Raw genomic sequence first — 22,813 nt, forward strand, 5'->3', positions numbered from 1 at the left:
TTGTGGCTCTCGGCGACTCCGCTTCGCGGAGCCGGCCGCCGAGCGTAGGCTTCACGCTGCCTTGTCGGTCGCGCCCTGCGCTTCCATCAGCGCCTTGAATTCGGGAATGCCGAAGTTGGCGACGACGTTGAGGTCCGCGTCGAGGATGTCATAGACGTTGCCGGTCACGTTGCGGTTTGAGAAGAATGCGATCACGTCCACATCGCCGCCGCCCTCGGTGTGTGCCTCGCCGTCGCCAGGCGTCGACACATAGCTGCCAACCGGACGCACTTCCTTCAATTCGCCATTGGCGCGGTAGATGCGCAGTTCGCCCTGCAGAACTACGGTGATGTAATCGCAGCGGTGGCGGTGCAGCGCGATTTTTGAGTTGGCGTCGAACTTGAACAGGATGTCGACGATGCGCTTTTCCTCATCGACGGCGCAGACGTGGAAGTGGACGTGATCCAGGCCTTCCAGCGTGTTCCAGCGGATGTTGCTTTGATCGAAGGGGATGCTCATGGCGTTCCTCACGTTTTTCTCATTGGACTAATTACCCGGTCACGACGGGCGGGCCTAACACCAACGTGACTTGTTGCGCCTGCGGCCGCTTGCCATTTTGCGCCAGGATCTTCATTGGGCATACCGACTGGGAATTGCCATGGCACCCCGACTTTCTGGCTTCACCCGTGCCAGTTCGCTTGGCCCCATCGCTGAGTTCATGGGCCAGCATGGCGCTTCGATCGAACGGGTGCTGAGCGACGTCGATTTGCCGATGACGCTGCTGGAGCAGCCCGAAACGGTGGTGCCGCTGCGCGAGCAGTTCCGCCTGCTGGAGCGGGCGGCGCGGGCTACGGGCGATGAATTTTTCGGCGCGCGGCTGGGGCAGGTTGTGCGATCGCGCCAGCTCAGCGGCTTTGGCGCCTGGATATGCGGGGCGCCGACGCTGCGTGATGCGATTGCGCGTGCTCACGCCGGCCTTGGCACAATGCTGCAGACATCGACAGAGCTTACGTTCGCGGTTCACGAGGGCCGCGTGTGCTGGACGATTGAGTTCACCGATCCGGAAAGCATTGGACGGCACCACAACGAATTGCTGGGCGTCAGCTACATGATCGATACCATCCGCAGCTATGCCGGATGCGCCTGGCGACCTGATACACTCGTGACGGTGCTGCCCCGTGGAACACCGCACGCGGAGCTTGAGGACATCTTCCGGTGCAACATCGGCCACGGCGCGGCGGCGACGTCGATAACGTTTGATGCCTGCCTGCTCGATAGCGTCAATCCTTCAGGCACGCTGCCAGTGATCATTGCACCGTCAGCGCTTGAGCCAACGGTGCCGGGCCAACGCGACGCCCTGGCCATGATTGGAGCCGTCACCGATCTGGCATTGCATGATGGCTACCCGCGCATCGATTGGGTGGCCGCGAAACTCGGGACGACGCGCCGTACGCTGCAACGGCTGTTGGCCCAGAACGGAACTTCCTTCAGCCGCATCGTCGACGATGCCCTGTTGCGGCGCGCGGTTCGCTATCTGGAAGATAACGAGCGCAGCATTACCGCCATCGGGTTTGAGCTGGGATATCGGGATGCGGCGCATTTCAGCCGCGCGTTCCATCGCTGGACCGGGATGGCGCCGCGGGTTTATCGCCAACGCCTCAATTGAGCCTTGGCTATGGTGCGCACTCCTGTAAATCAGCTGGATGATGAAATGCCTCGGGTGTTCCGTAGCGCGCATTCGATGAAGCCATGAGCGGAAGGGCGGAAGCCAATGTCCAAGCAGAAGGTTTTGGTCACCGGGGCGTCGGGCCTCGTCGCCAAGTTCTGTATCGCGGAGCTCATCCGTCAGGGCTACGACGTCCGCGCGACCGTTCGAAGCCAAGCGCGGGTGGACGCAACCCGGCGCGGGATCGCCAGTGCAGGCGCTGATCCTGCAGCAGTGGAGTTTGTCGAGGCCGATCTGTTGTCCGACAACGGATGGGATGCGGCAACGGCGGGTTGCCGTTTCGTGCAGCACGTTGCGTCGCCATTTCCGCTGAAAAATCCGCGTAACGCCGATGAAGTGATCCGCCCCGCGCGGGAAGGTACGCTGCGCGTGCTGAAGGCGGCGCATCGCAGCGGCGTTGCACGCGTTGTGCTGACGTCATCCATCGTTGCCGTTTCGCTGCCGTGGCCTGAAGCGCCGGCGGGGCACGTGTTCGACGAACACGACTGGAGCAATCCCGAGCGTCCCGATGTTACGCCGTACGTCATGTCGAAGACGCTGGCAGAGCGCGCCGCGTGGGATTTTGTCAATGCAACACCGGGCGCGCCCGAGCTTGCTGTCGTCAATCCGGGCTTCGTGCTTGGCCCCGCACCTGACGGGGATCTATCGACATCGCACGAAGTGGTCCGGCTGATGGGCAAAGGCGCTTATCCGGTGGCGCCTAAGGTTGGATTTCCGGTTAGTGATGTGCGCGATGTTGCCGTGACGCACGCGCTGGCGATGACGCACAATCAGGCGAAGGGGCAGCGCTTCCTGTCCGCCAACGGATTTCTGCGTCTCTATGAGCTGGGCCAGACCATCGGCCGAACGCTGCCTGATATTGCCCGCAAGATGCCGCGCGGAGAAATGCCGGATGGTCTGGTGCGGGTGCTTGCGTTCGTTGATCGCCGCCTGAATGCGGTTAAGCCGGAACTTGGCTTCCCGCGCCCGGTCAGCAACGCCAAGGCGAAGGAGATGCTGGGGCAGTCGTTCCGGTCCGCCGAGCAGGCTACGGTGGCCGCATCGGAAAGCCTTCGCAAGCTGGGAATAATCTGAGCGCTGGCGATCCAAAGGCCGCCGCTATCTAGTTAATTTGGCGGCGCTGGCCGCGCGTGAATCGCGGCTAGTCCTAATTTTGCGCGCAAAAGCGCGCGCCGGTGCTGATTTTCTGTCATTCAGGCGCCATATGCCGGGCATCCCGCCACGGGGGTGCCACGAAATCAGGCCGCTATGCTATTGCTTCGCTCAGAAGTGGGGCAGCGCGCTGGCGTGCTGCGGATGAATGACAACCGGAACCGATATTGACCGCATGAGCAGTGATACGAGACCAACGTTTTCGCGCCGCATCGGCAACCGCATGGCGGCGAGCATGAAGGTCGCGGCGGTGACATTCGCCGGCATCGGCCTTGTCGCAACAGCCGTTTGGGGCACATCCCTGTTCGCCGAGGCGCAGGACCGGCGCGTACCACCGCCTTCGCAGGCGTTGATGCAGTATTCGTTCTCGCCGGTGGTGAAGAAGGCGGCGCCTGCGGTGGTGAACGTCTATGTGCGCTCGAAGGTGCGCACGGCCGCGTCGCCCTTCGCCAACGATCCATTCTTTCAGCGCTTCTTCGGCGGTCGCGGCGGTTTTGGTCTGCCGCAGGAACGCGTGCAGTCATCGCTTGGCTCCGGCGTCATCATCAGCCCGGATGGCGTCATCGTCACCAACACGCACGTTGTGCGCGGCGGCACTGATACGCAGATCCGCGTTGCGCTGGCCGACAAGCGCGAGTTCGACGCGCGCATCGTGTCACAGGATGATCGCACCGATCTCGCCGTGCTGAAGATCGAAAAGGGCGGCGATGATTTTCCCTTTCTTGAGTTTGCCGACAGCGATGCGCTTGAGGTTGGCGACATGGTGCTTGCCATCGGTAATCCGTTCGGCGTCGGGCAGACCGTAACCAGCGGCATCATCTCGGCGCTGGCGCGCACGGAGATGGCGCAGTCCGATACGCAGGTGTTTCTGCAGACCGATGCCGCGATCAACCCCGGCAACTCCGGTGGCGCGCTGGTCGACATGGACGGCCGGCTTGCCGGCATCAACACGATGATCTTCTCGAAGACCGGCGGCTCGGTCGGCATCGGCTTTGCAATCCCGTCAAACCTCGTGCGCTTCTACGCTGACAACGCTGTGGCCGGTCGCAAGATCGAGCGCCCGTGGCTGGGTGCACAGCTTGAAACGGTGAGCCGCGAGATGGCGGCGACACTGAAGCTGGAGCGCGTCGCAGGCGCCGTTGTGGTGCGGCTGACGGATAAAAGCCCGGCCACGAAGGCAGGCGTTCAACTGGGCGATGTCATCGTCAAGGTCGATGAATTCGACGTCGCCGATGCGCACTCGGTACTGTATCGCCTTACGACCCGTGGGGTCGGCAACAGTGCCAACCTCGAGGTGATCCGCAACGGCAAGCGGTTGACGCACAACATCGCGCTGCTGCCCGCGCCCAAGCCCGGCAAGGATGACGTGCGCAATCTGTCCGGTAATCATCCGTTCGACGGCGCGCGTGTCTCGAACATCCTTCCGAGCGTTGCGGATGAGTTCAATCTCGATGAGACCGATGGTGTTGTGATCGTCGCCGTGCGTTCCGGCGGCGTTGCCGCGCGCCTCGATTTCCAGCCGGGCGACATCATCGTCGCGATTGGCGATCAGCGTATCACCGATGTCATCATGCTTGACGAACTGACGCGAAACCGGCAGCGCATATGGCGCGTCACGGTCAAGCGCGGTGGACGCCTGATGAAGCTGCAAATGGCAGGATAGAAAGGTGACAAACCTTTTTGAAGCGGCCGGTCTGGAGAAGGGGGCACCCAGCCCGCTGCCGGAACGGTTGCGCCCGAAGAAGCTGGCCGATGTGGTCGGGCAGGATCATCTGGTCGGCCCCAACGGCACGCTGACACGCATGCTGAAGAGCGGCCGCCTGCCGAGCCTCATTCTGTGGGGGCCGCCCGGTTCCGGCAAGACGACGGTCGCGCGTCTGCTGGCGCACGAGACGCAGCTTGAGTTTGAGCAGCTCTCGGCGATCTTTTCCGGCGTGCAGGATCTGCGCAAGGCGTTCGATCGCGCCAAGGCGCGGCGCGAACTCGGCAAGGGCACGCTGCTGTTCATCGACGAGATCCACCGCTTCAACCGCGCGCAGCAGGACAGCTTCCTGCCCTACATGGAAGACGGCACGATCACGCTTGTCGGCGCGACGACGGAGAATCCGTCGTTCGAGCTCAACAGCGCCGTGCTGAGTCGCGCGTCGGTGCTGGTCTACAATCGCCTCGATGAGGCCGCGATCGAAACGCTGCTGCAGCGGGCTGAAAAGGAAGAGCAGCGTCCGCTGCCGTTGGACGCCGATGCGCGCGAGGCACTGATAGGCATGGCCGATGGCGACGGCCGCTCCGCCATCAATCTGGCGGATGAGGTATTCTCTGCCGTCGCGCCCGGCCAGAAGCAACTGGATCGCAATGCGCTGAGCACGCTGGTGCAGAAGCGCGCGCCGCTTTACGATAAAACCCGCGAGGGTCATTACAACCTTGTCAGTGCGCTGCATAAGTCGGTGCGCGGGTCCGATCCCGACGCTGCACTCTACTGGCTGTGCCGCATGCTGGACGGTGGCGAGGACCGGCTGTTCCTGGCGCGCCGGCTGGTGCGGATGGCGGTGGAAGATATCGGCCTCGCCGATCCGCAGGCATTGGTGCAGGCGCTGGCGGCCAAGGATACCTACGATTTTCTCGGCAGCCCCGAGGGTGAACTGGCGTTGGCGCAGGCGACGATCTATCTGGCCACGGCGCCAAAGTCGAACGGCGCCTATGTGGCCTACAAGGCTGCGATGCGTGCCGCGAAGGAGCACGGCTCGCTCAGCCCGCCCAAGCACATTCTCAATGCGCCAACCAAGCTGATGGAACAGCAGGGCTACGGCGAGGGGTATGCCTACGATCATGACGCGGAAGATGGCTTTTCGGGGCAGGACTATTTCCCCGAGGAGTTCCCACGCCGCCCGCAGTATTATGATCCGCCCGAGCGTGGGTTTGAACGGGAAATCCGCAAGCGGCTGGCCTATTGGGGCGATCTGCGCCAGAAGCGGGGTGGCGGAAAGTAGCCACGCATTCGGGGTGGCCCGGCTGTTCTGACTGGTATCCGAACGGCCGATCCGCCTTCACCACATCGCATCCGGACAGTTCACGAGAATGCCACGGGCGGCTAACATAGTGGTGGCCAGACAAGGCTAGGAGACAGGGCCTGGAAACAGGCGGGGGAGGCTGTGGCGTGGTGACGTTCATCGATCTCTGGCGCGGCCATCCGATCAATGAATCGGTGACGGCGCCATGCATCGCGCCGCAGGATCTCACCAACATGGAAGGCAAACAGGTGGCCATGGGCTATCCCGTTTTTGCCAACCAGTGTGCGATCCGCGTCGGTGTCGCGCTGCGCCGTGCCGGCGTTACGGACGCTCAGATCGGCGGCTGTGCTGCGTGTGGTGTGCACCCGCGCTCGCAGATGCACTTCATCAATGCCACCCAGCTCGCCAACGCCATCGCACGCGCCAACCTGCCCGGTGTCGGGCCTGTCGAGCGCATCAAGGGTACCGACGCGGCGGACTATTATCCGCGCATCTTCGGCCGCACCGGCATCATCTACATTCAGGACTATTGGAAGCGTTCAAGCGACGCCGGGCGACCGACCGGTGATCACATCGATCTTTGGAACGGCTATCGCACATCGGCCAAGTGGCTGCTCGAATGGTTTTCGTGGGCGGGCTACTATTCAAACTACGCCAACGCGGGCGAGATCTGGTTCTGGGAAGTGAAATAGCTGTGCACTGATCAAATGTTGATTGATCAGTGCTGTCGCACCTGATTGCGCACGCAGCTCGAAGGGGACGGGGAATGCGCTACGTTATCGCGATGGTGTTTGCCTTCATCGGCGCCGTGCTGGCAGCGATGTTTCTCAGCTCGCCCGCCGCCGATTGGGTGACAGCGCATCAATCGTTCGAAAGCTCTGACGACGCCGAAAACCTGCACATGCTGGTGTTCATCGTCGCCAACATCGCCGGCCTCGTCATCGGCTGGGTGGTGGGCTGGATCATCGCTGGCATTGGCCGGGGTGGGGCGACGTCGGCGAACGAGTAACGCAGCACACAGCGGCACTTGCTTTCGTTGCGCAAAACGGAGGCGCGCCAATCATCATCAAGGCGCCAGCAGCTTCAACGGCCACATGTAGGCTTGTCCCAGCACCAGCAGGCCGACCAGCGTCGCCAGCGCGACGGAGTGGAAAGCGACAAAGCGCAGGATCGAACCTTCATGGCCATACCAGCGTGTGGCGGTTGAAGCGACGACGATCGACTGCGCGTCCATCATCTTGCCCATCACGCCGCCGGAGCTGTTGGCGGCCGCCATCAGCACCGGGTCGATGCCGAGCTGCTCCGCAGTGACGCGTTGCAGGCCGCCGAACAGCACGTTTGAAGATGTATCCGATCCAGTCAGCATGACGCCGAGCCAGCCGATATAGGTGCCGAACAGCGGATAGAGCCAGCCCGTGTTCGCCAGCGCGAGTCCGAGCGTTGCGTCGACGCCGGAGTAACGCGTGACAAAACCGATGGCGAGCATGCATGCGATCGTCAGCAGCGAGAAGCGCACTAGGTAGAGCGTGCGCGCATACATTCGGATGAGCCCGCCTGGTCCATAGCCAAGCAGCAGACCGGAAATGATTGCTGCCAGTAGAATGCCGCTGCCCGTTGCTGACAGCGCATTGAAGTTGAAGATGGCGGCTTCGACTTTCGGCTCGGCGACGACGGGCGGCATTTTCTGCACCGCTTCGTGCAAGCCAATTACCGGTAGTTTCAGCGACCAGACGCCGTCGAGTGCCGCGCGCACCTGCGGCGTGCCCCACAGGAACACAAACGCGCTGAGCACGAGCCATGGCATCCATGCGCGTCGTACGGCAGCGCGAGAGTGCGCGGGCCGTGCATTGGCGCCGCTGATGTTGGTGTTGCCAGCGCTGGGCGTCGCCGCGTTAGCGTCGTCAGATCCAGATACAGAGCGCATCGGATTGGCTGGCTGCCAGACCTTGAGAAACAGCGCCAGGCAGGCCATCGACACAACCGACGCCACGATGTCGACCAGCCATGGCCCGTGGAAGTTTGAGACGAGATACTGCGGAATGGCGAAGGACACGCCCGCAACAAGAATAGGTGGCCACACTTCAAGCATGCGTCGCCAGCCGACGAAGGCGACGATCAGCCAGAACGGAACCAGCACCGAGAAGAACGGGAGCTGACGGCCGACCATGCCGCTGAGTTCGTGCAGGTCGAGACCCGTGACGGCGGCCAGCGCGATGATCGGCGTACCTAATGCGCCGAACGCAACCGGCGCCGTGTTCGCGATCAGGGAAAGTCCGGACGCGGCAAGCGGCGTGAAGCCCAGCCCGATCAGCATCGCGGCGGTCACCGCAACGGGTGTGCCGAACCCGGCCGCGCCTTCGAAAAATGCGCCGAGGCAGAACGCGATGAACAACAGTTGCAGGCGGCGGTCGTCGCTGATGGCGCCGATGGAGGTGCGCAGGATTTTAAAGTCGCCGCGTTCTACCGTGAGCTGATAAAGGAAGATCACATTGAGGATGATCCAGCCGATGGGCAGTAGCCCGAACGCGGCGCCATAGGCGGCGGCGAGGCCAGCCATCGGCGCCGGCATGCCAAAGAAGACGATGGCGACCAGCAAAGCGGCGGCCAGTCCGAGCAGGGCGGCCACATGCGCACGCAACTCGAAAATCCCGATGCCGCCCAGCAGCACGACCACCGGAATGGCCGCCACGGCAGTGGAAAGCGCCATGCTGCCGAATGGGTCGTAAACCTGAGACCACATGCGCTTTCCCCCTGACTGGCGTTTTCTTGAGAAGCTACGTCGCGCCGCTGAGCTGGGTCAAACCGGAAAGGCACAGTGGTGTTGCCCGGGGGCCAAAAACGCAGCCAGGCCTGCCGCCAAAGGCATGGGATGTCGCGACGCTGGACAGAATTGGCGGTGCACCGTAGTTGAACGCAGGCAATCCGACTGATTTTCCAGTTATAAAGCCGTGTCATGCTGGGCATCGGCCGCCCGCTGCGTGTTAGCCACCAATCCTATCAGAGCTCCGAATCCGAATGAACGACCGCGTAGAGACCATCGAAGTGAAGTCGAGCGAAGCGGACATGCGCCTCGACCGCTGGTTCCGCGTCCACTTTCCGGAGGTGGGCTATTCCTACCTGCAGAAGCTGCTGCGCACCGGTCAGGTGCGGGTGAACAGCAAGCGCGCCGAAGCAAATGCACGCCTTGAGGCCGGGGCACAAATCCGCGTGCCCGCAGTGGTGCGCAACGCGCCGAAGGCTGCGGCGGGTGCTACGGGCGTCAAGCCGCCGATGGGCGTTTCGAAGGCGGATCGCGACCGCATCGAAAAAATGATCCTGTTCGAGGACGATCATCTCCTCGTGCTCAACAAGCCGTTCGGTCTGGCGGTGCAGGGTGGCACCGGCACCAAAAAGCACATCGACGGCATGCTGGAAGGCATGGCGGATCGTTTCGGCGGCGAGCGTCCGCGCCTTGTGCATCGCCTCGATCGCGACACCACCGGCGTGCTGCTGGTGGCCAAGCATCGCGATGCGGCAGCCAAGCTCGGCCGCGTTTTCCAGACGCGCTCGGCGGCAAAAACCTATTGGGCGCTGGTGAAGGGCGTTCCACGTCCTCCGCAGGGCAAGGTGGAAGCGCCGCTGGTGAAGGCGCCGGGTCCCGATGGTGATCGCGTGCGCAAGGCATTGCCGGGCGAGCAGGATGTGGCGATGCATGCGACGACGCATTATTCCGTCATCGACCGGCTGGCACACAAAGCGGCGTGGATGTCGCTGAAGCCGGTAACGGGCCGCCAGCATCAGTTGCGCGCCCACATGGAGCTGATCGGGCATCCCATCGTTGGCGACAATAAATACGGCGGCGATGAAAACCTGCCGGCGGAGCAGATCGAGAACAAGCTGCACCTGCACGCGCGCCGTCTCGTGCTGCCGCATCCCTATTCCGGCGGCAACCTTGATGTAACCGCGCCGCTGCCCGATCACATGCGCGCCACCTGGGAACTGCTCGGCCTCGACGCCGAACGTTATGGAGACAACGATAAATGAAGCTGGTCGTTCTTGATTGCGATGGGACACTCGTCGACAGCCAGAACGGCATCTGCGAAGCGATGACGTTTGCATTCTCCGGTTTCGGACTGACGCCGCCGCCGCGTGAGGCGACGCTGGCTATTGTCGGTTTGTCGCTGCCTGAAGCCATAGCCGCGCTGGCGCCTGACCACGACGCCGGACTGCGCTATCAGCTCGTTGAGCGCTATAAATCGGCTTTTCTGGAAATTCGCCGCGATCCCGCGCTGCATGAGCCGCTGTTCGAGGGCATCGGTGCTGCGATAGAAACGCTGGCCCAGCGGGGCGACGTGCTGCTTGGCATCGCCACAGGAAAATCGCGCAAGGGCGTCGATCGTCTGTTCGAGCGCGAGGACTGGGGCAAGCGTTTCATCACCATTCAGACCGCTGACAACAATCCTTCGAAGCCGCATCCGGCGATGTTGCATTCGGCGATGTCGGAAGCGGGCGTCGGTCCGGAACGCACCGTTATGGTGGGAGACACCACGTTTGACATCGAAATGGCGGTTGCAGCCGGAACCGGTGCGCTTGGCGTCGGTTGGGGTTATCATCCGCTCGATGAACTGAAGGCGGCTGGTGCGCATCACGTTATCAGCACCAGCAACAATCTGATTGCGGGCCTGGATGCCTGTTTCGCCAGTCGGGAGATTTCCGCATGAGCGATGCCAGCGACAACGACGATGCGCAATCGGCCGACAGCAGTGACGGCGCTGTAAAGGTTCCCGGTCGCGATGCGCCCAAGCCGCTGCCGAAGCGCTTCTATAAAGATGTATCCGTTGGCGAAGCTACCGATGGCGGCTTCAATGTGCTGCTGGATGGCCGTGCCGTGCGCACGCCAGCCAAGCAGCCGCTGATCGTGCCGACGCGCGCGCTGGCCGATGCCATTGCGGAAGAATGGTCGGCGCAAACTGAAAACATCAATCCCGCTACCATGCCGCTGTCGAAGCTGGCGATCACCGCCATCGACGGCGTAACCGGCTCCCGTGCCGAGGTTGCGGCGGATATCGTGCGCTACGCCGGCAGCGATCTGCTGTGCTATCGCGCCGAGGGGCCGGAAGCGCTGGCGGTGCTGCAGGCAGCCGCGTGGGATCCGATTTTGCGCTGGGTGGAAGACGAAACCGGCGCCCGCTTTTATCTGGCGGAAGGCGTTATGCCGGTAACGCAGAGCGACGATGCGCTGGAGCGCTTCGGCACGCTGGTGGCGCCATACGATGCCTTCGGCCTGACCCCGCTGCACGTGATGACGACGCTCACCGGATCGGCCTTTATCGCGCTTGCGGTTGCGAACGGCCGTCTGGACGCTGAGCAGGCGTGGCTGGCGGCGCATGTCGATGAGGATTGGCAGATCGCGCGCTGGGGCATCGATGAGGAAGCCACGGAGCGGCGCGTGCGACGGCATCGCGAAATGCTGGCGGCCAGCCGGTTTCTGCAACTGCTGGCCGCGTGACGGGTGGCGGCTTACCGGCGTGCGCGTCCGGCTGAATCCGTGCCGCGCGGGGGAGGTGACGCTTTGGATGCAACCATCGAGCTGGCCATTGTCCTTAGCATTCTCATAGTGTTCCCGCCGGTCATCTGGGGCTTTTACCATCACCGCTATAGCGGGCTGGCTGGCTATCTGTGGCGCCGACACCCCGGGTTTGTGTTTGTGTTGATGGCGTTCGGCACCGCGCTGTGGACGACGGCAGCGCTCTGGGTCGCCGGACGCGCCGGGATCCTGTCGCCCGCAACCATCGAGATTTTCTCAACCGCGCTCAGTGGTCCCGTGGCCCTTCTTGCCATCGCGACTTTTGTGACAGGCGTGCCGGCTCTCATTGATTATCGACGTCTGCGCGCCCGGAAGTGAAGGCTGTTCACAACCCGAGCCCAGCTGTTGGAACGCGCTAGGAAGCGTTGAAATCCGGCCTCAGTGCTCCCGAGATGTAAAGTAGCAGCCTTTCAACGGCTTCCATCCACAGCCCTAAGACCATGAAACGCCGTTGAAAATGTCAGAATTGCCGCCCCCGTTCCTATAGGTCGCACGGTGCGGCGCAGCGCCCGCGTTCCAAGCGCGCCAAGTGCGTGCTATGAGGCCAGCCATGCGGCGTCAGGCCGCGCGTCGACGAGGGAAGGCAAAGCAAGCATGAAGGACATCATCGGGGAGCTTGAGAAGCGCCGCGCCAACGCACGGCTTGGTGGCGGACAGGCGCGTATCGATGCCCAGCACAAGCGTGGCAAACTCACCGCGCGCGAACGTATCGAGCTGCTGATGGACGAGAACTCCTTCGAGGAGTTCGACACCTTTGTCGAGCATCGCTGCACCGACTTCGGCATGGAAAAGCAGAAGACGCCGGGCGATGGCGTCGTCACCGGCTGGGGCACCATCAACGGCCGCGTCGTTTACGTATTCGCCAAGGACTTCACCGTCATGGGCGGCTCCCTTTCGGAGAGCCACGCCCGCAAGATGACGAAGATCCAGGACATGGCGCTGAAGAATCGCGCGCCGATCATCGGCGTGTTCGATGCCGGCGGCGCCCGCATTCAGGAAGGCGTTGACGCGCTGGGTGGCTACGGCGAGGTGTTCACCCGCAACGTGCTGGCCTCCGGTGTCATTCCGCAGATTTCCGTCATCATGGGCCCGTGCGCGGGTGGTGACGTCTATTCGCCGGCGATGACCGACTTCATCTTCATGGTGAAGGACACGAGCTACATGTTCGTGACCGGTCCAGACGTCGTGAAGACGGTGACCAATGAAACCGTCACCTCCGAAGAGCTGGGCGGCGCCAAGGTGCACACGTCCAAGTCGTCGGTTGCCGATGGCGCCTATGAGAATGACGTCGAGGCGCTGCTGCAGATGCGCCGCCTGATGGATTTCCTGCCGGCCAACAATCAGTCCGGCGTTCCTGTGCTGCCGACCGCTGACAGCCTGGACCGCGTGGATTATTCGCTGGATACGCTGATCCCGGACAATCCGAACAAGCCTTACGACATCAAGGAACTGATCCTGAAGGTTGCCGACGAGGGCGACTTCTTCGAGATCCAGGAAGCTTACGCGAAGAACATCGTCACCGGCTTTGCCCGCATGGACGGCCATACTGTCGGCATCGTCGCCAACCAGCCGATGGTGCTGGCGGGCGTGCTCGATAGCGATGCTTCGCGCAAGGCGGCACGTTTCGTGCGCTTCTGCGATTGCTTCGAGATTCCGATTGTCACCTTCGTCGACGTGCCGGGCTTCCTGCCGGGTACGGCGCAGGAATACGGCGGTCTCATCAAGCACGGCGCCAAGCTGCTGTTCGCCTATGCCGAAGCCACGGTGCCGAAGGTTACGGTCATCACCCGCAAGGCTTACGGCGGCGCCTACGACGTGATGAGCTCAAAGCATATTCGCGGCGACGTGAACTATGCCTGGCCGACCGCTGAAATCGCGGTGATGGGTGCCAAGGGTGCAGCGGAAATTCTCTATCGTTCGGATCTTGGCGATCCGGAGAAGATCCAGCAGCGCATCAACGAATATCAGGAGCGGTTCGCCAATCCGTTCGTTGCCGCCGAGCGCGGCTACATCGACGAAGTGATCCTGCCGCACGGCACGCGTCGGCGCATCGGCCGTGCGCTGGACATGCTGCGCAACAAGACGCTCGAAAATCCGTGGAAGAAGCACGACAACATCCCGCTCTAAGCGAGTGTTGAACAAATAAGGGCGAGAGCGTCGAGGCGGTGGATGACAATCCCGGCTTCGCGCTCTTGCCCTTTTTATTTCTTCAGCTCAGCGCGTGGCGCGGATTGAGAAACCGATGCGCTGGGGATCGGGATGCGATATGCCCGGCACGGCCGTTACGGCGCCAGGTACTTCACTATTGAGTCGAAGATCGGCACCAGATTTTCGCCGATTGCGTAAGCGCCCGTGGCGATCATTACGCTCGCAAAGCCTGCGAGCACGCCATATTCGATCGACGTCGCGCCGTTATCGTCGGCGATAAAGCGATTTATAAGTTTCACGGCGTCCTCCGGTTCGTGAAACTATTGAGGCGGATTTCTTCACAAATGGTTCTTTGCAGCGGTGCTGATGCGCGCTGCTGAATAGCGGTGGTTACCCGTTTGCTTAGCCGTTTCGACCACTTGTTTGCATCCGGCGACTGTGCTCTCCGCAGCGCGAGCCGCCGCAGATTAGACACGCTCCAATCAGGCCCCGGCCGGCTCTCCGCAGGGAAGTCGCTGCGGTTAGACCACACTCCAACCAGGCCCGGCGGCCGGCTCCCCGCAGGGGAGTCGCCGGGCCTAATAAATAATGAACATCACCTGCAACCGGTATTCAGAACGGGTTCAAGGCGGCGCGGGCAATCTCCTTTCATCAGATCAACGGCGCCTCCGAAATGACGGCGCGAACCGAAGAAAGAGGATGGACCCATGAACAAGATTGCTCTCATCGCTGCCACGGTGGTTACCGCTGTCGCTGCCACCTCGGTTGCCGCTTCTGCCGGTAGCATCAACCGCACGCAGGACCGTCAGCTCGATCGGATCGAGCAGGGCCGCAAGAGCGGTTCGATCACCTGGACGGAAGGCCTGAAGCTGCGCGCGGAGCAGAAGCGTATCGCCAACCGTAAGGCGCAGCTGAACTCGAAGGGTTACCTCACCAAGTCGGACCGCCGCGAGTTGAACAGCATGCAGCGTGACGCCTCCTACAACATTACGAAGGAGCGTCACGACACCAAGCGCCGCCCGACCTGGCTGCCGCGCGTCGGCAAGTAAGCCGAACCAGGATCACCTGCTCCGATTGGTTTGCGGAGCAGGTGCATCAACCGACGGTTTCCCCTCACACGTCACGTTTCAGCTTTCCTTACGCGTAACTCCCCCCGGAAAACTTGCACGGGCCGCCCCTAAGCGGCCCGTTTTTTTACCCGCAACGATTGAGCCCGTGGCGCTCATGGATGAAGCCAGTTGCGAAAAATACAACATCTGCTCCGGCGCGAGGCACCTGTTAGCCAATTAGTAAGCCTGTTTTCCTAGTGTTTCGGCATCGAGTTTTTTTATTATGCGAGCGGGGCCCGAGATGAGTGCGTTGCAGTCGCTTCCGATTACCGAGATGTTGCAGCGTGGAAGCATCCACGAAGTTGATGTCCTCAGGCTCAAGAGCGCGTTTCACCACGACAGTGCGATTACAGCGGATGAGGCCGAGGCGCTTTTTGCGCTCAATGAAACGTGCCAGTCGCAGCATTCGACCTGGGACGGTTTTTATGTCGAGGCGCTGACCGATTATGTCGTCGCGCAGGTTCTGCCCGAGGGATATCTGACTGCGGATGAAGCCAACCGCTTCTTCAAGCGCATTGCGTCTGAGGGACTTGTCGAGCGTAAAACGGATCTGGACCTGCTGATCAACGTGCTCACCAAATCCCGCTGGTCGCCGGTTAGCCTGTCGTGCGCGGCGCTGAATCAGGTGAAGCATGCCGTCACCACCGGCTCAGGGCCTTTGCGGGCTGCGTATCCGGGTGAATCCGGAACCATTCGTGAAAGCGAAGTCGAGCTGGTCCGGCGCATTCTCTATGCGTTCGGTGGCGACGGTGCGGTGCCCATTACGCAAGCTGAGGCTGACGTTCTGTTCGAGATCAACGAGCAGCTCTGCGAGCCGCAGGCGAACGCCGCGTGGATGGATCTGTTTGTGAAGGCGCTGACCAACGTGGCGATGGCGTGCTCGGGGCAGGCAGTACCGACCCGCGAGGAATCGCTGCGTCGCGATCCGTGGCTGATGGAAGCGACCGGGGAGCTGTCGCAGCTCGCGCTGCTGTCGGCGATGGTTTCGTCCAGCCTCAAGGGTGTCCGTTCGGGCTACCGCGAGCAGTCTTCTGAGGAGCGGGCGCTGATGCGTCTGGAGATGCAGCGGATTGAGATCATCACCAACGAAGAGATTGTAGCGGCCGATGCTGCATGGCTTTGCGGCCGGATTGGTCGCCGGGGCCGGCTTACGGCGAGCGAAGCGGCGCTGGTGGCGTATCTCAGCCAGGAGAGCCGGAAAATCCATCCGGAATTGCAGGCGACGGTGCAGCGCCTGGCCGAAGCTGCGTAATCATTGAGATTTCAGGAGGCCGTTCGGGTTCTGCCCGAGCGGCCTTTTGTCATGCTTTGCGTGCCGAGTTTTGAGGCATGGTGAGGAAATTCACACTCAAAACGGCAGGTGCCACAATTTTTTGCCAGTAATATCAACGGCAAAGGAGTCCGCGAGGCTTTAAGCCAAGGCGGGCGGCGGTTTTGGGAAACGGATCGCTGGCGGGTTTGTGAATAGAGTGGATTTCCGCCCGGGTTTTCGTGAATTCGCTAGTTTACGGCCCTCAAAGGGCCGTTTAGAACGACTGCTACGCAACCGGCTGGCGCCCCGATCCCGGGCCGCGCCTACCTAGTGGACCAGCGGGGAAAATGTTTAAAAAAATCCTGATCGCCAACCGTGGCGAGATCGCCTGCCGCGTCATCAAAACCGCGCGTAAGATGGGTATCAAGACCGTCGCGGTCTATTCGGATGCCGACCGTGAGGCGCTCCATGTCGAGATGGCTGATGAAGCCGTCCACCTGGGACCGCCACCCGCCGCGCAATCCTACCTGCTGATCGACAAGATCGTTGAGGCCTGCAAGAGCACCGGCGCCGAAGCGGTGCATCCGGGCTACGGCTTCCTTTCCGAGCGCGAAGCATTCCCGATCGCGCTGCAGAAGGCCGGTATCGTGTTCATCGGTCCGAACCCCAAGGCCATCGCGGCCATGGGCGACAAGATTGAGAGCAAGCGCGCCGCCGCTGCCGCGAAGGTTTCGACCGTTCCCGGTTACATGGGCGAGATCACCGACACCGCGCACGCGATCAAGATCGCCGAAGAGATCGGCTATCCGGTGATGATGAAGGCCTCGGCCGGCGGTGGCGGCAAGGGCATGCGCATTGCCAACAACCGCAGGGAAGTTGAAGAGGGCTATTCGCTGGCCCAGTCGGAAGCCCGGGCGAGCTTCGGCGATGATCGCATGTTCATCGAGAAGTTCATCGTCAATCCGCGCCACATCGAAATTCAGCTCATCGGCGACAAGCACGGCAACGTGATTCATCTGGCTGAGCGCGAGTGTTCCATTCAGCGCCGTAACCAGAAGGTGATTGAGGAAGCCCCGTCACCGCTGCTCGACGAAGCAACCCGTCAGGCGATGGGCGCACAGGCCGTCGCGCTGGCCAAGGCCGTTGGCTATGACTCGGCCGGTACGGTTGAGTTCGTCGCCGGTCAGGACAAGAGCTTCTACTTCCTTGAGATGAACACCCGCTTGCAGGTGGAACATCCGGTGACGGAGCTTGTGACCGGCGTCGATCTCGTCGAACTGATGATCCGCTCCGCTGCCGGCGAGAAGCTGCCGTTCGGTCAGTCGGACGTGAAGATCAACGGCTGGGCGGTCGAAAGCCGCGTGTATGCCGAAGACCCGTTCCGGGGCTTCCTGCCTTCCATCGGCCGTCTGGTGAAGTATCGTCCGCCTGAGGAAGGTGTCAGCGATGGCATCACCGTCCGCAACGACACCGGCGTGTTCGAGGGCGGCGAAATTTCGATGTTCTACGATCCGATGATCGCCAAGCTGGTGACGCACGGACCGACGCGCATCGAGGCCATCGACGCACAGGCAAAGGCGCTGGACAGCTTCTACATCGACGGCATTCAGCACAACATTCCATTCGTATCCGCGCTGATGCACCATCCGCGCTGGCGCGAAGGCGCGCTCTCGACCGGCTTCATCGCCGAAGAGTTCCCTGACGGCTTCACGGCTCGCCAGCCGGAAGGCGATGCGCTCCAGGTTGTTGCTGCCGTGGCGGCAGTGATCGATCACGAGAACAACATCCGCCGTCGCGAGATCACGCATCAGATGTCGGGCCAGCCGGTGGCTTTCGCGCGCCGTCGCGTGGTCAAGGTTGCCGATCAGTTGCTGCCGGTGGAAGTTGAAGGTGGTTACGGCAACTATTCAGTTGCGTTCCCCGACACCGGTGCAGAGCTTGAACTGACATCGGAATGGCTGCCCGGCGAGCCGGTATGGTCGGGCACGATCGACGACAAACAGGTTGCGGTGCAGGTGCGCCCGATCCTCAATGGCGTCAATCTTGCTTATGGCGGCATGCAGTCGCCGGTTTACGTCTACACCGAGCGTGAGGCGGAACTGGTGGCGCTGATGCCCATCAAGCAGGCCGCTGATACCTCGAAGTACCTGCTGTGCCCGATGCCCGGTCTGGTGAAGGCCATCAACGTCGAGGAAGGCGCTGAGGTGCAGGTGGGCGACGCTCTCGCCATCGTCGAGGCGATGAAGATGGAGAACATTCTCCGCGCCGAGCGCAACGCCAAGGTGAAGAAGATCAACGCCAAGCCGGGCGACAGCCTTGCGGTTGATGCCGTTATTCTGGAGTTCGAATGATGGCTGGCCGCGAGCTTATTTCCTCCGGTTCGGAGTTCGAAAAGAAGATCGGCTATTCGCGCGCGGTCGCTGATGAGCGCTGGGTGTTCGTGTCGGGTACGACCGGCTTCGATTACGCCACGATGACCATCTCGTCCGACGTGGTCGAGCAGACCGACCAGTGCTTCCGCAATATCGCGGCGGCATTGGAGAAGGCTGGCTCGTCGCTGGCGGACGTGGTGCGGGTGCATTACCTGCTGACGCGCCGCGAGGACTTCGAGCCGATCTGGCCGGTGCTGCAGAAGTATTTCGGCGACGTTCGGCCGGCGTGCACCGTTATGGTGACGGGGCTGGTCGACGAAAAGATGCTGATCGAGATTGAAGTGACGGCGCTGAAGCCCGAAGCCTGATGGGCTTGAGGGCGCGGTCAATTTGCAAACATCAATGGCATCTCAGGTTCGCCTGAGGTGCCATTTTACTTTGGTGCGATCATCTGCGGCCATGGCCGAGGGCCAGCTGATTGAGGCACGACTGCACACACCGACACCGCCTTGGAATCGGCGCCGCGGCGCGCCGCTCAGGTGTGTTTCGACACGAACTGGCGCAGGCTGTCGAGAATGGGTTCGTAGGCTTCCTCGTTCCGAGTCTCCGGATAGACGGCATAAACCGGATAGGTGAATTTGCGAGCGCGCTTGGTGAGCCGCAGACGGCCCGCTGCGATGTGTGGCCGTATCAGCCGCGCCGGAAAATAGCCCGAGCACGGGTTGGCCAGCATGTAGTCCAGCGCCATCGAGCCGAGGTCGAGGCTGATGGCGGGATTGGCGCGTTCGGGAAAAGCGGCGGCATGATCCTGCTGAAAATCCGGGCCCCAATCGATGAACAGGTAATCGCCGGTGTGGCGCCGCTGCGGTGTCAGAACGCTCGTTACGAGCACAATTTCTTCGTCGAACAGATGTTCGATCATCAGGCCGCGCGGTTGGCGCGGTCGGTAGAGGACCGCGAGATCGAGCGTGCCTTCCAGCAACCGTTGCATCAGGGCTGTGGATAAACCGGTGCTGGCCGACAGAGCGATTTCCGGCGCGTTGGCACGCAGAGAAGCGAACCAGTCGAGCAGCAGCGCATCCCAGAACATGCTCGGCGCACCGACTGCGAGGTGGTCAGAGTGCTGGTCGGAAATGCCGACCTCAAGCTGAGCACGCTGCCAGATGCGCACCAGCGCCAGCGCGTGCTTCTGGAACTGTTCGCCCGCTGCGGTCAGCTCCGCACCGGCTTTGGAGCGCGCAAACAGGGGCTTTCCGAGCTGATCCTCAAGCCCCTTGATGCGTGCCGACACGGTGGACTGGGTAAGGTTCATCTTGCGCGCGGCATGGATGAAGCTGCCGGTCTCCGTCACCATCAGAAAGGTGCGTGCGAGATTGACGTCCATGGCGTGGTGCTCCGAAGAGCGGACAACGGACCGCTATCTATCGAAATTTCCGATAGTGTCCTTCGGAAAAATCCGTTTGTGAATAGGGTTGATTCTCCTCAGATTGATCTGTGTCCCGATCGAGGCAACTCATGACGATCCTTGATGCGGGCAGGCAACTGAAGGACGACGAACATGGCTGCTGCTGCTAAGGCGAAGAAACCCGCTGAGAAGAAGCCTGCTGCGAAAAAGCCGGCTGCTAAGAAACCCGCTGCGAAGAAGAAGTAATCGGGTCTTTCGCGCGATGAAGGGAGCTGCCGCGAGATTGGTTCTAGCCGTTGCGGCGTCTCTCGCCAGCGTTCTGGGCGTGCATGCGGATGCGCTCGCATCCTCGATCACCAACCGCGATGATACGGCCTACAAGATCAGTATCGTCGAGGAAAATGCGGTGGCGGAGCATAACCTTGCTCCGTCCGCGACGGTGACTGGCATCTGCGCCGGAGGCTGTGTGTTACACCTCAATCGCGATCCGGACCACGACGGGTACACCCTGCAAGGGACGGACGTCGTATCGATTGAGGACGGATATCTTTATTACGATGCGCCTCCGGCAGCCGCCGCGCCAGCGGTTGGCGACGATGCGGACCGGCCAGAGGTCCCCCGCAACGAATAGAGTGAAATCCGGTCATGAGGACGGTTGGAAGCCCGGTCCTTCGGTGGCCGGGCTTTCAGTTTGTAGCGATCGCGGTCGCGCAATCGAACGGCCGTCACGCGCCGCGCGTGGTTTCAGCATTTTCCAAATGCATCGCTTTTGCCGATTGATGGCGCGGTGGCATCCTGCGTCGGACCGAAGCGCCGTTCGAATTGGCGGCGGAGTATGGCATCGACGTGGGGCATGTCGCGCGGTGCGCCCAGATCGGCGAGGCTGGTGACGCCGTGTTCGCTGATTCCGCACGGCACGATGCCGTCGTAGTGGCTGAGGTCGGGATCGACGTTGAGGCTGATGCCATGCAGGCTGACCCATCGCGTCAGGCGCAGGCCGATTGCGGCGATCTTGTCTTCGGCGCTATGGCCGCGATCGGGTCTGGCAACCCAGACACCAACCCGGCCGGAGCGGGTTTCACCCCTGACGCCGAGGTCGGCGAGGCTGGCGATGATCCAGTCCTCAAGCGCGGAGACGAACGCGCGCACGTCGCCGGTGCGGGCCTTTACGTTCAGCATCAGATAGCAGATGCGCTGGCCGGGCCCATGGTAGGTGAGCTGGCCGCCGCGTCCGGTTTCGAATACGGGGAAGCGCGCGGGCGCGGGCCGGTCTTCGGGGCGGGTGCTGTTGCCGGCGGTATAGAGCGGGGGATGTTCCAGCAACCATACCAGCTCGGGCGCCTGGCCGGAGGCGATGGCTGCGGCGCGCTGCTGCATGAAGGCGACGGCTTCCGGGTAAGGGACCGGCGTGCTGCTGCTGGCCCAGTCGGTGGCGAGGGCGGGCATCCGGGGGCAGGGGCCGGATGACGGCGCACTGGGGGCGTCGGGATTGGACGGCTGCGGGACGGGTGCGCTGGGCGGCATTGTGGCACTCTAGAGCACAATCGCTTCTATTCGAAGGGCGATGGAGACCGAGTCCAGAAAAGGCAACGCCCCCGAAGATGGCTTCGGAGGCGTTAGGTAACTGCCTGAAACTGTTCACTGGTGCGGACGAGAAGACTCGAACTTCCACGGGTTGCCCCGCTACCACCTCAAGGTAGTGCGTCTACCAATTCCGCCACGACCGCGATCCGGCGAACAGGAAGCGCTCATATAACCAAGTTACGCGCCGGGAACAAGATCACCCGGACACTATTCCCAGCCTCAAATGCGAGAAATTTCGCCCCATCGGGCGGCAAATCGCCTCCCACTGCCCAAGCGGCCATCTGGCACTCGGTGCCACACGGCCCTGGACCATAATCTCGTCGGGTTTCTATCCTCCCGAAGCGTGAATCACCGCTCCCATCAAAAGGCTAAGCCTGCATCGCTTAAATCCAGCCATTGCCGATGCTGCGTCAGGAGCTTCCGTTCATTTTGAGCGGGCCCGACGTTCGATCCCGCTGAGCACGAAAGGCTCTGCGGAACGCGCCGAATCGTCCGAGTATGATTTCGCTAAAATCGGCTAGGAGGATAGCATGCGCATCCTAGTTCTCGCGGTTGCGATCTGCCTGAGCGCCGTTGCTGCGCTGGCTGCCAAGAAAAATGTGCGGGGCTGGGAGATCGAGCCGCGCTTTGAGAACGGGCAGCTCCAATATTGCATGATGAGCGGCATCTACCAGCGCGGGCAGGTGTTCGGCGTGCTGCTGACGCGCGAATTCAACTGGAGCATCAGCATCGCCGATCCGCGCTGGAAGCTGGTCAAGGACCGACCGGTGTCGGCCGTGGTTATGGTGGATGGTCAGCGTCTGACACTGCAGGCGGCGGAAGCGCTGACAACGCAGACAGCAATGATCATGCTAGCGCACGATCAGGCGTTCCGTGCATTCCAGCGCGGTAATGGGATGACCATCAGCATAAATGGCATGCCGGTGCGGATGAGCCTTGCGGGCACCCACGCGGCGATGTCGGCACTGGTGGATTGCGTTGCCAGTAACAACCGCACCACGACCGCGAGCATCGAAACCGGCTCGCTGGGCGACAATGTTATGCTGTCGGAATCTGAAGCGCTGGTCATGGTTTCCAATCTGCTGTCACAGGCCGGAATATCCGGCTACAGCCTGCGTCCTCCTTCCAACGGCGTCGTGAGCTGGACATTCGCCAACGGAAGTCGGGGCGTGTTCTATGGCTTCAAGCGCTTCGCAGGTTCGATCGACAAGCTGGCGTCGGACACCGTCGCGATCATTGGCGAAGAATGCGTCGGCGATTTTGCGTCCGCCAAGAAAGTGGGAATGGACAGCGACGGTACGCACAGCCGCAAGGTCTCGATGGCTTGCAGCAGCGGCGGCACAGTGCATGAATATTATGTGCATGTGCTTCAGCTTCAGAGCTTGGCCGCGGTATTCATGCACTCTGGACCATCGAACGGGACGGAGGACGGACGCTCGCTGGAAGCCGCCAACGACAGCGTGGCATCGCAGGCGGTGATCACATATCCGCGTTAGGCGGTAACGCCGGATG

Annotated in this window: 22 protein-coding genes and 1 tRNA gene; 17 read left to right on the plus strand and 6 right to left on the minus strand. The window is 61.9% G+C overall.

Annotated features, from left to right (window positions below; all coding sequences use genetic code 11):
- Nucleotides 1-51: 51 nt before the first annotated feature.
- A complete protein-coding gene (locus QEZ49_RS11745) occupies nucleotides 52-498 on the minus strand; it encodes a regulator (RefSeq protein ID WP_280387074.1) in 447 nt (148 codons plus the stop codon).
- A 139-nt stretch (nucleotides 499-637) separates the two neighbouring features.
- On the opposite strand from QEZ49_RS11745, the gene QEZ49_RS11750 reads away from it, so the two are divergent.
- From QEZ49_RS11750 to QEZ49_RS11775, 6 genes are all read left to right on the plus strand, one after another.
- On the plus strand, nucleotides 638-1,645 hold the full coding sequence (locus tag QEZ49_RS11750) for an AraC family transcriptional regulator (protein ID WP_280387076.1): 1,008 nt from the start codon (nucleotides 638-640) through the stop codon (nucleotides 1,643-1,645).
- A 105-nt stretch (nucleotides 1,646-1,750) separates the two neighbouring features.
- Complete coding sequence (locus tag QEZ49_RS11755; protein WP_280387078.1) at nucleotides 1,751-2,779, plus strand: NAD-dependent epimerase/dehydratase family protein; 1,029 nt, start codon at nucleotides 1,751-1,753, stop codon at nucleotides 2,777-2,779.
- Between the two features lie 253 nt (nucleotides 2,780-3,032).
- The gene (locus tag QEZ49_RS11760; protein WP_280387080.1) at nucleotides 3,033-4,520 is read left to right on the plus strand and encodes a Do family serine endopeptidase; all 1,488 of its coding nucleotides are present in this window, start codon (nucleotides 3,033-3,035) and stop codon (nucleotides 4,518-4,520) included.
- 4 nt (nucleotides 4,521-4,524) lie between these two features.
- Nucleotides 4,525-5,844, plus strand: a complete 1,320-nt coding sequence (locus QEZ49_RS11765; protein ID WP_280387082.1) for a replication-associated recombination protein A — start codon at nucleotides 4,525-4,527, stop codon at nucleotides 5,842-5,844.
- Between the two features lie 167 nt (nucleotides 5,845-6,011).
- Nucleotides 6,012-6,557 (plus strand): type VI secretion system amidase effector protein Tae4, encoded by a 546-nt coding sequence (locus QEZ49_RS11770; protein ID WP_280387084.1) that lies wholly within the window; start codon nucleotides 6,012-6,014, stop codon nucleotides 6,555-6,557.
- A gap of 74 nt (nucleotides 6,558-6,631) precedes the next feature.
- Nucleotides 6,632-6,874 (plus strand): hypothetical protein, encoded by a 243-nt coding sequence (locus tag QEZ49_RS11775; protein ID WP_280387085.1) that lies wholly within the window; start codon nucleotides 6,632-6,634, stop codon nucleotides 6,872-6,874.
- A 57-nt stretch (nucleotides 6,875-6,931) separates the two neighbouring features.
- Here QEZ49_RS11775 and QEZ49_RS11780 read toward each other — a convergent pair whose 3' ends face one another.
- Nucleotides 6,932-8,605: an L-lactate permease gene (locus tag QEZ49_RS11780; RefSeq protein WP_280387087.1), complete on the minus strand. Its 1,674-nt coding sequence runs from the start codon at nucleotides 8,603-8,605 to the stop codon at nucleotides 6,932-6,934.
- 275 nt (nucleotides 8,606-8,880) lie between these two features.
- Between QEZ49_RS11780 and QEZ49_RS11785 the strand changes: the two genes are divergently transcribed.
- From QEZ49_RS11785 to QEZ49_RS11805, 5 genes are all read left to right on the plus strand, one after another.
- On the plus strand, nucleotides 8,881-9,888 hold the full coding sequence (locus QEZ49_RS11785; RefSeq protein ID WP_280387089.1) for an RluA family pseudouridine synthase: 1,008 nt from the start codon (nucleotides 8,881-8,883) through the stop codon (nucleotides 9,886-9,888).
- Entirely contained in the window at nucleotides 9,885-10,565 is a 681-nt protein-coding gene (locus QEZ49_RS11790; protein ID WP_280387090.1) for an HAD-IA family hydrolase, read from the plus strand. Before QEZ49_RS11785 ends, QEZ49_RS11790 begins: the two co-directional genes overlap by 4 nt.
- On the plus strand, nucleotides 10,562-11,353 hold the full coding sequence (locus tag QEZ49_RS11795) for an ATP12 family protein (RefSeq protein ID WP_280387092.1): 792 nt from the start codon (nucleotides 10,562-10,564) through the stop codon (nucleotides 11,351-11,353). Before QEZ49_RS11790 ends, QEZ49_RS11795 begins: the two co-directional genes overlap by 4 nt.
- A 63-nt stretch (nucleotides 11,354-11,416) precedes the next feature.
- Entirely contained in the window at nucleotides 11,417-11,749 is a 333-nt protein-coding gene (locus QEZ49_RS11800) for a hypothetical protein (RefSeq protein WP_280387094.1), read from the plus strand.
- A gap of 276 nt (nucleotides 11,750-12,025) precedes the next feature.
- Nucleotides 12,026-13,558, plus strand: a complete 1,533-nt coding sequence (locus QEZ49_RS11805; protein WP_068459076.1) for an acyl-CoA carboxylase subunit beta — start codon at nucleotides 12,026-12,028, stop codon at nucleotides 13,556-13,558.
- 155 nt (nucleotides 13,559-13,713) lie between these two features.
- Here the strand turns inward: QEZ49_RS11805 and QEZ49_RS11810 are convergent, their stop codons facing one another.
- Nucleotides 13,714-13,878 (minus strand): Flp family type IVb pilin, encoded by a 165-nt coding sequence (locus QEZ49_RS11810; RefSeq protein ID WP_280387096.1) that lies wholly within the window; start codon nucleotides 13,876-13,878, stop codon nucleotides 13,714-13,716.
- A gap of 408 nt (nucleotides 13,879-14,286) precedes the next feature.
- Between QEZ49_RS11810 and QEZ49_RS11815 the strand changes: the two genes are divergently transcribed.
- The 4 genes from QEZ49_RS11815 (at nucleotide 14,287) to QEZ49_RS11830 (ending at nucleotide 18,680) form a co-directional block, all read left to right on the plus strand.
- Nucleotides 14,287-14,628: a hypothetical protein gene (locus QEZ49_RS11815; protein WP_280387098.1), complete on the plus strand. Its 342-nt coding sequence runs from the start codon at nucleotides 14,287-14,289 to the stop codon at nucleotides 14,626-14,628.
- A gap of 301 nt (nucleotides 14,629-14,929) precedes the next feature.
- Nucleotides 14,930-15,940, plus strand: coding sequence for a hypothetical protein (locus tag QEZ49_RS11820; RefSeq protein ID WP_280387100.1), 1,011 nt, complete (start codon nucleotides 14,930-14,932; stop codon nucleotides 15,938-15,940).
- 347 nt (nucleotides 15,941-16,287) lie between these two features.
- Nucleotides 16,288-18,291, plus strand: a complete 2,004-nt coding sequence (locus QEZ49_RS11825; RefSeq protein WP_280387102.1) for an acetyl/propionyl/methylcrotonyl-CoA carboxylase subunit alpha — start codon at nucleotides 16,288-16,290, stop codon at nucleotides 18,289-18,291.
- Nucleotides 18,291-18,680, plus strand: coding sequence for a RidA family protein (locus tag QEZ49_RS11830; RefSeq protein WP_280387104.1), 390 nt, complete (start codon nucleotides 18,291-18,293; stop codon nucleotides 18,678-18,680). Before QEZ49_RS11825 ends, QEZ49_RS11830 begins: the two co-directional genes overlap by 1 nt.
- Before the next feature lie 167 nt (nucleotides 18,681-18,847).
- On the opposite strand, the gene QEZ49_RS11835 is transcribed toward QEZ49_RS11830, so the two are convergent.
- Complete coding sequence (locus tag QEZ49_RS11835; protein WP_280387106.1) at nucleotides 18,848-19,696, minus strand: LysR family transcriptional regulator; 849 nt, start codon at nucleotides 19,694-19,696, stop codon at nucleotides 18,848-18,850.
- 304 nt (nucleotides 19,697-20,000) lie between these two features.
- Between QEZ49_RS11835 and QEZ49_RS11840 the strand changes: the two genes are divergently transcribed.
- Nucleotides 20,001-20,348 (plus strand): hypothetical protein, encoded by a 348-nt coding sequence (locus QEZ49_RS11840; protein ID WP_280387108.1) that lies wholly within the window; start codon nucleotides 20,001-20,003, stop codon nucleotides 20,346-20,348.
- A 113-nt stretch (nucleotides 20,349-20,461) separates the two neighbouring features.
- On the opposite strand, the gene lipB is transcribed toward QEZ49_RS11840, so the two are convergent.
- Nucleotides 20,462-21,163: a lipoyl(octanoyl) transferase LipB gene (lipB, locus tag QEZ49_RS11845; RefSeq protein WP_280387298.1), complete on the minus strand. Its 702-nt coding sequence runs from the start codon at nucleotides 21,161-21,163 to the stop codon at nucleotides 20,462-20,464.
- 196 nt (nucleotides 21,164-21,359) lie between these two features.
- Nucleotides 21,360-21,444: transfer RNA gene (locus QEZ49_RS11850), tRNA-Leu, on the minus strand.
- Nucleotides 21,445-21,831: 387 nt separating this feature from the next.
- Here QEZ49_RS11850 and QEZ49_RS11855 point away from each other — a divergent pair.
- Nucleotides 21,832-22,797, plus strand: a complete 966-nt coding sequence (locus QEZ49_RS11855; RefSeq protein ID WP_280387110.1) for a hypothetical protein — start codon at nucleotides 21,832-21,834, stop codon at nucleotides 22,795-22,797.
- The last annotated feature ends 16 nt before the right edge of the window (nucleotides 22,798-22,813 follow it).

The sequence above is a fragment of the Hyphomicrobium sp. D-2 genome, assembly GCF_029872155.1.
In the GTDB taxonomy this organism is placed as follows: domain Bacteria; phylum Pseudomonadota; class Alphaproteobacteria; order Rhizobiales; family Hyphomicrobiaceae; genus Hyphomicrobium_A.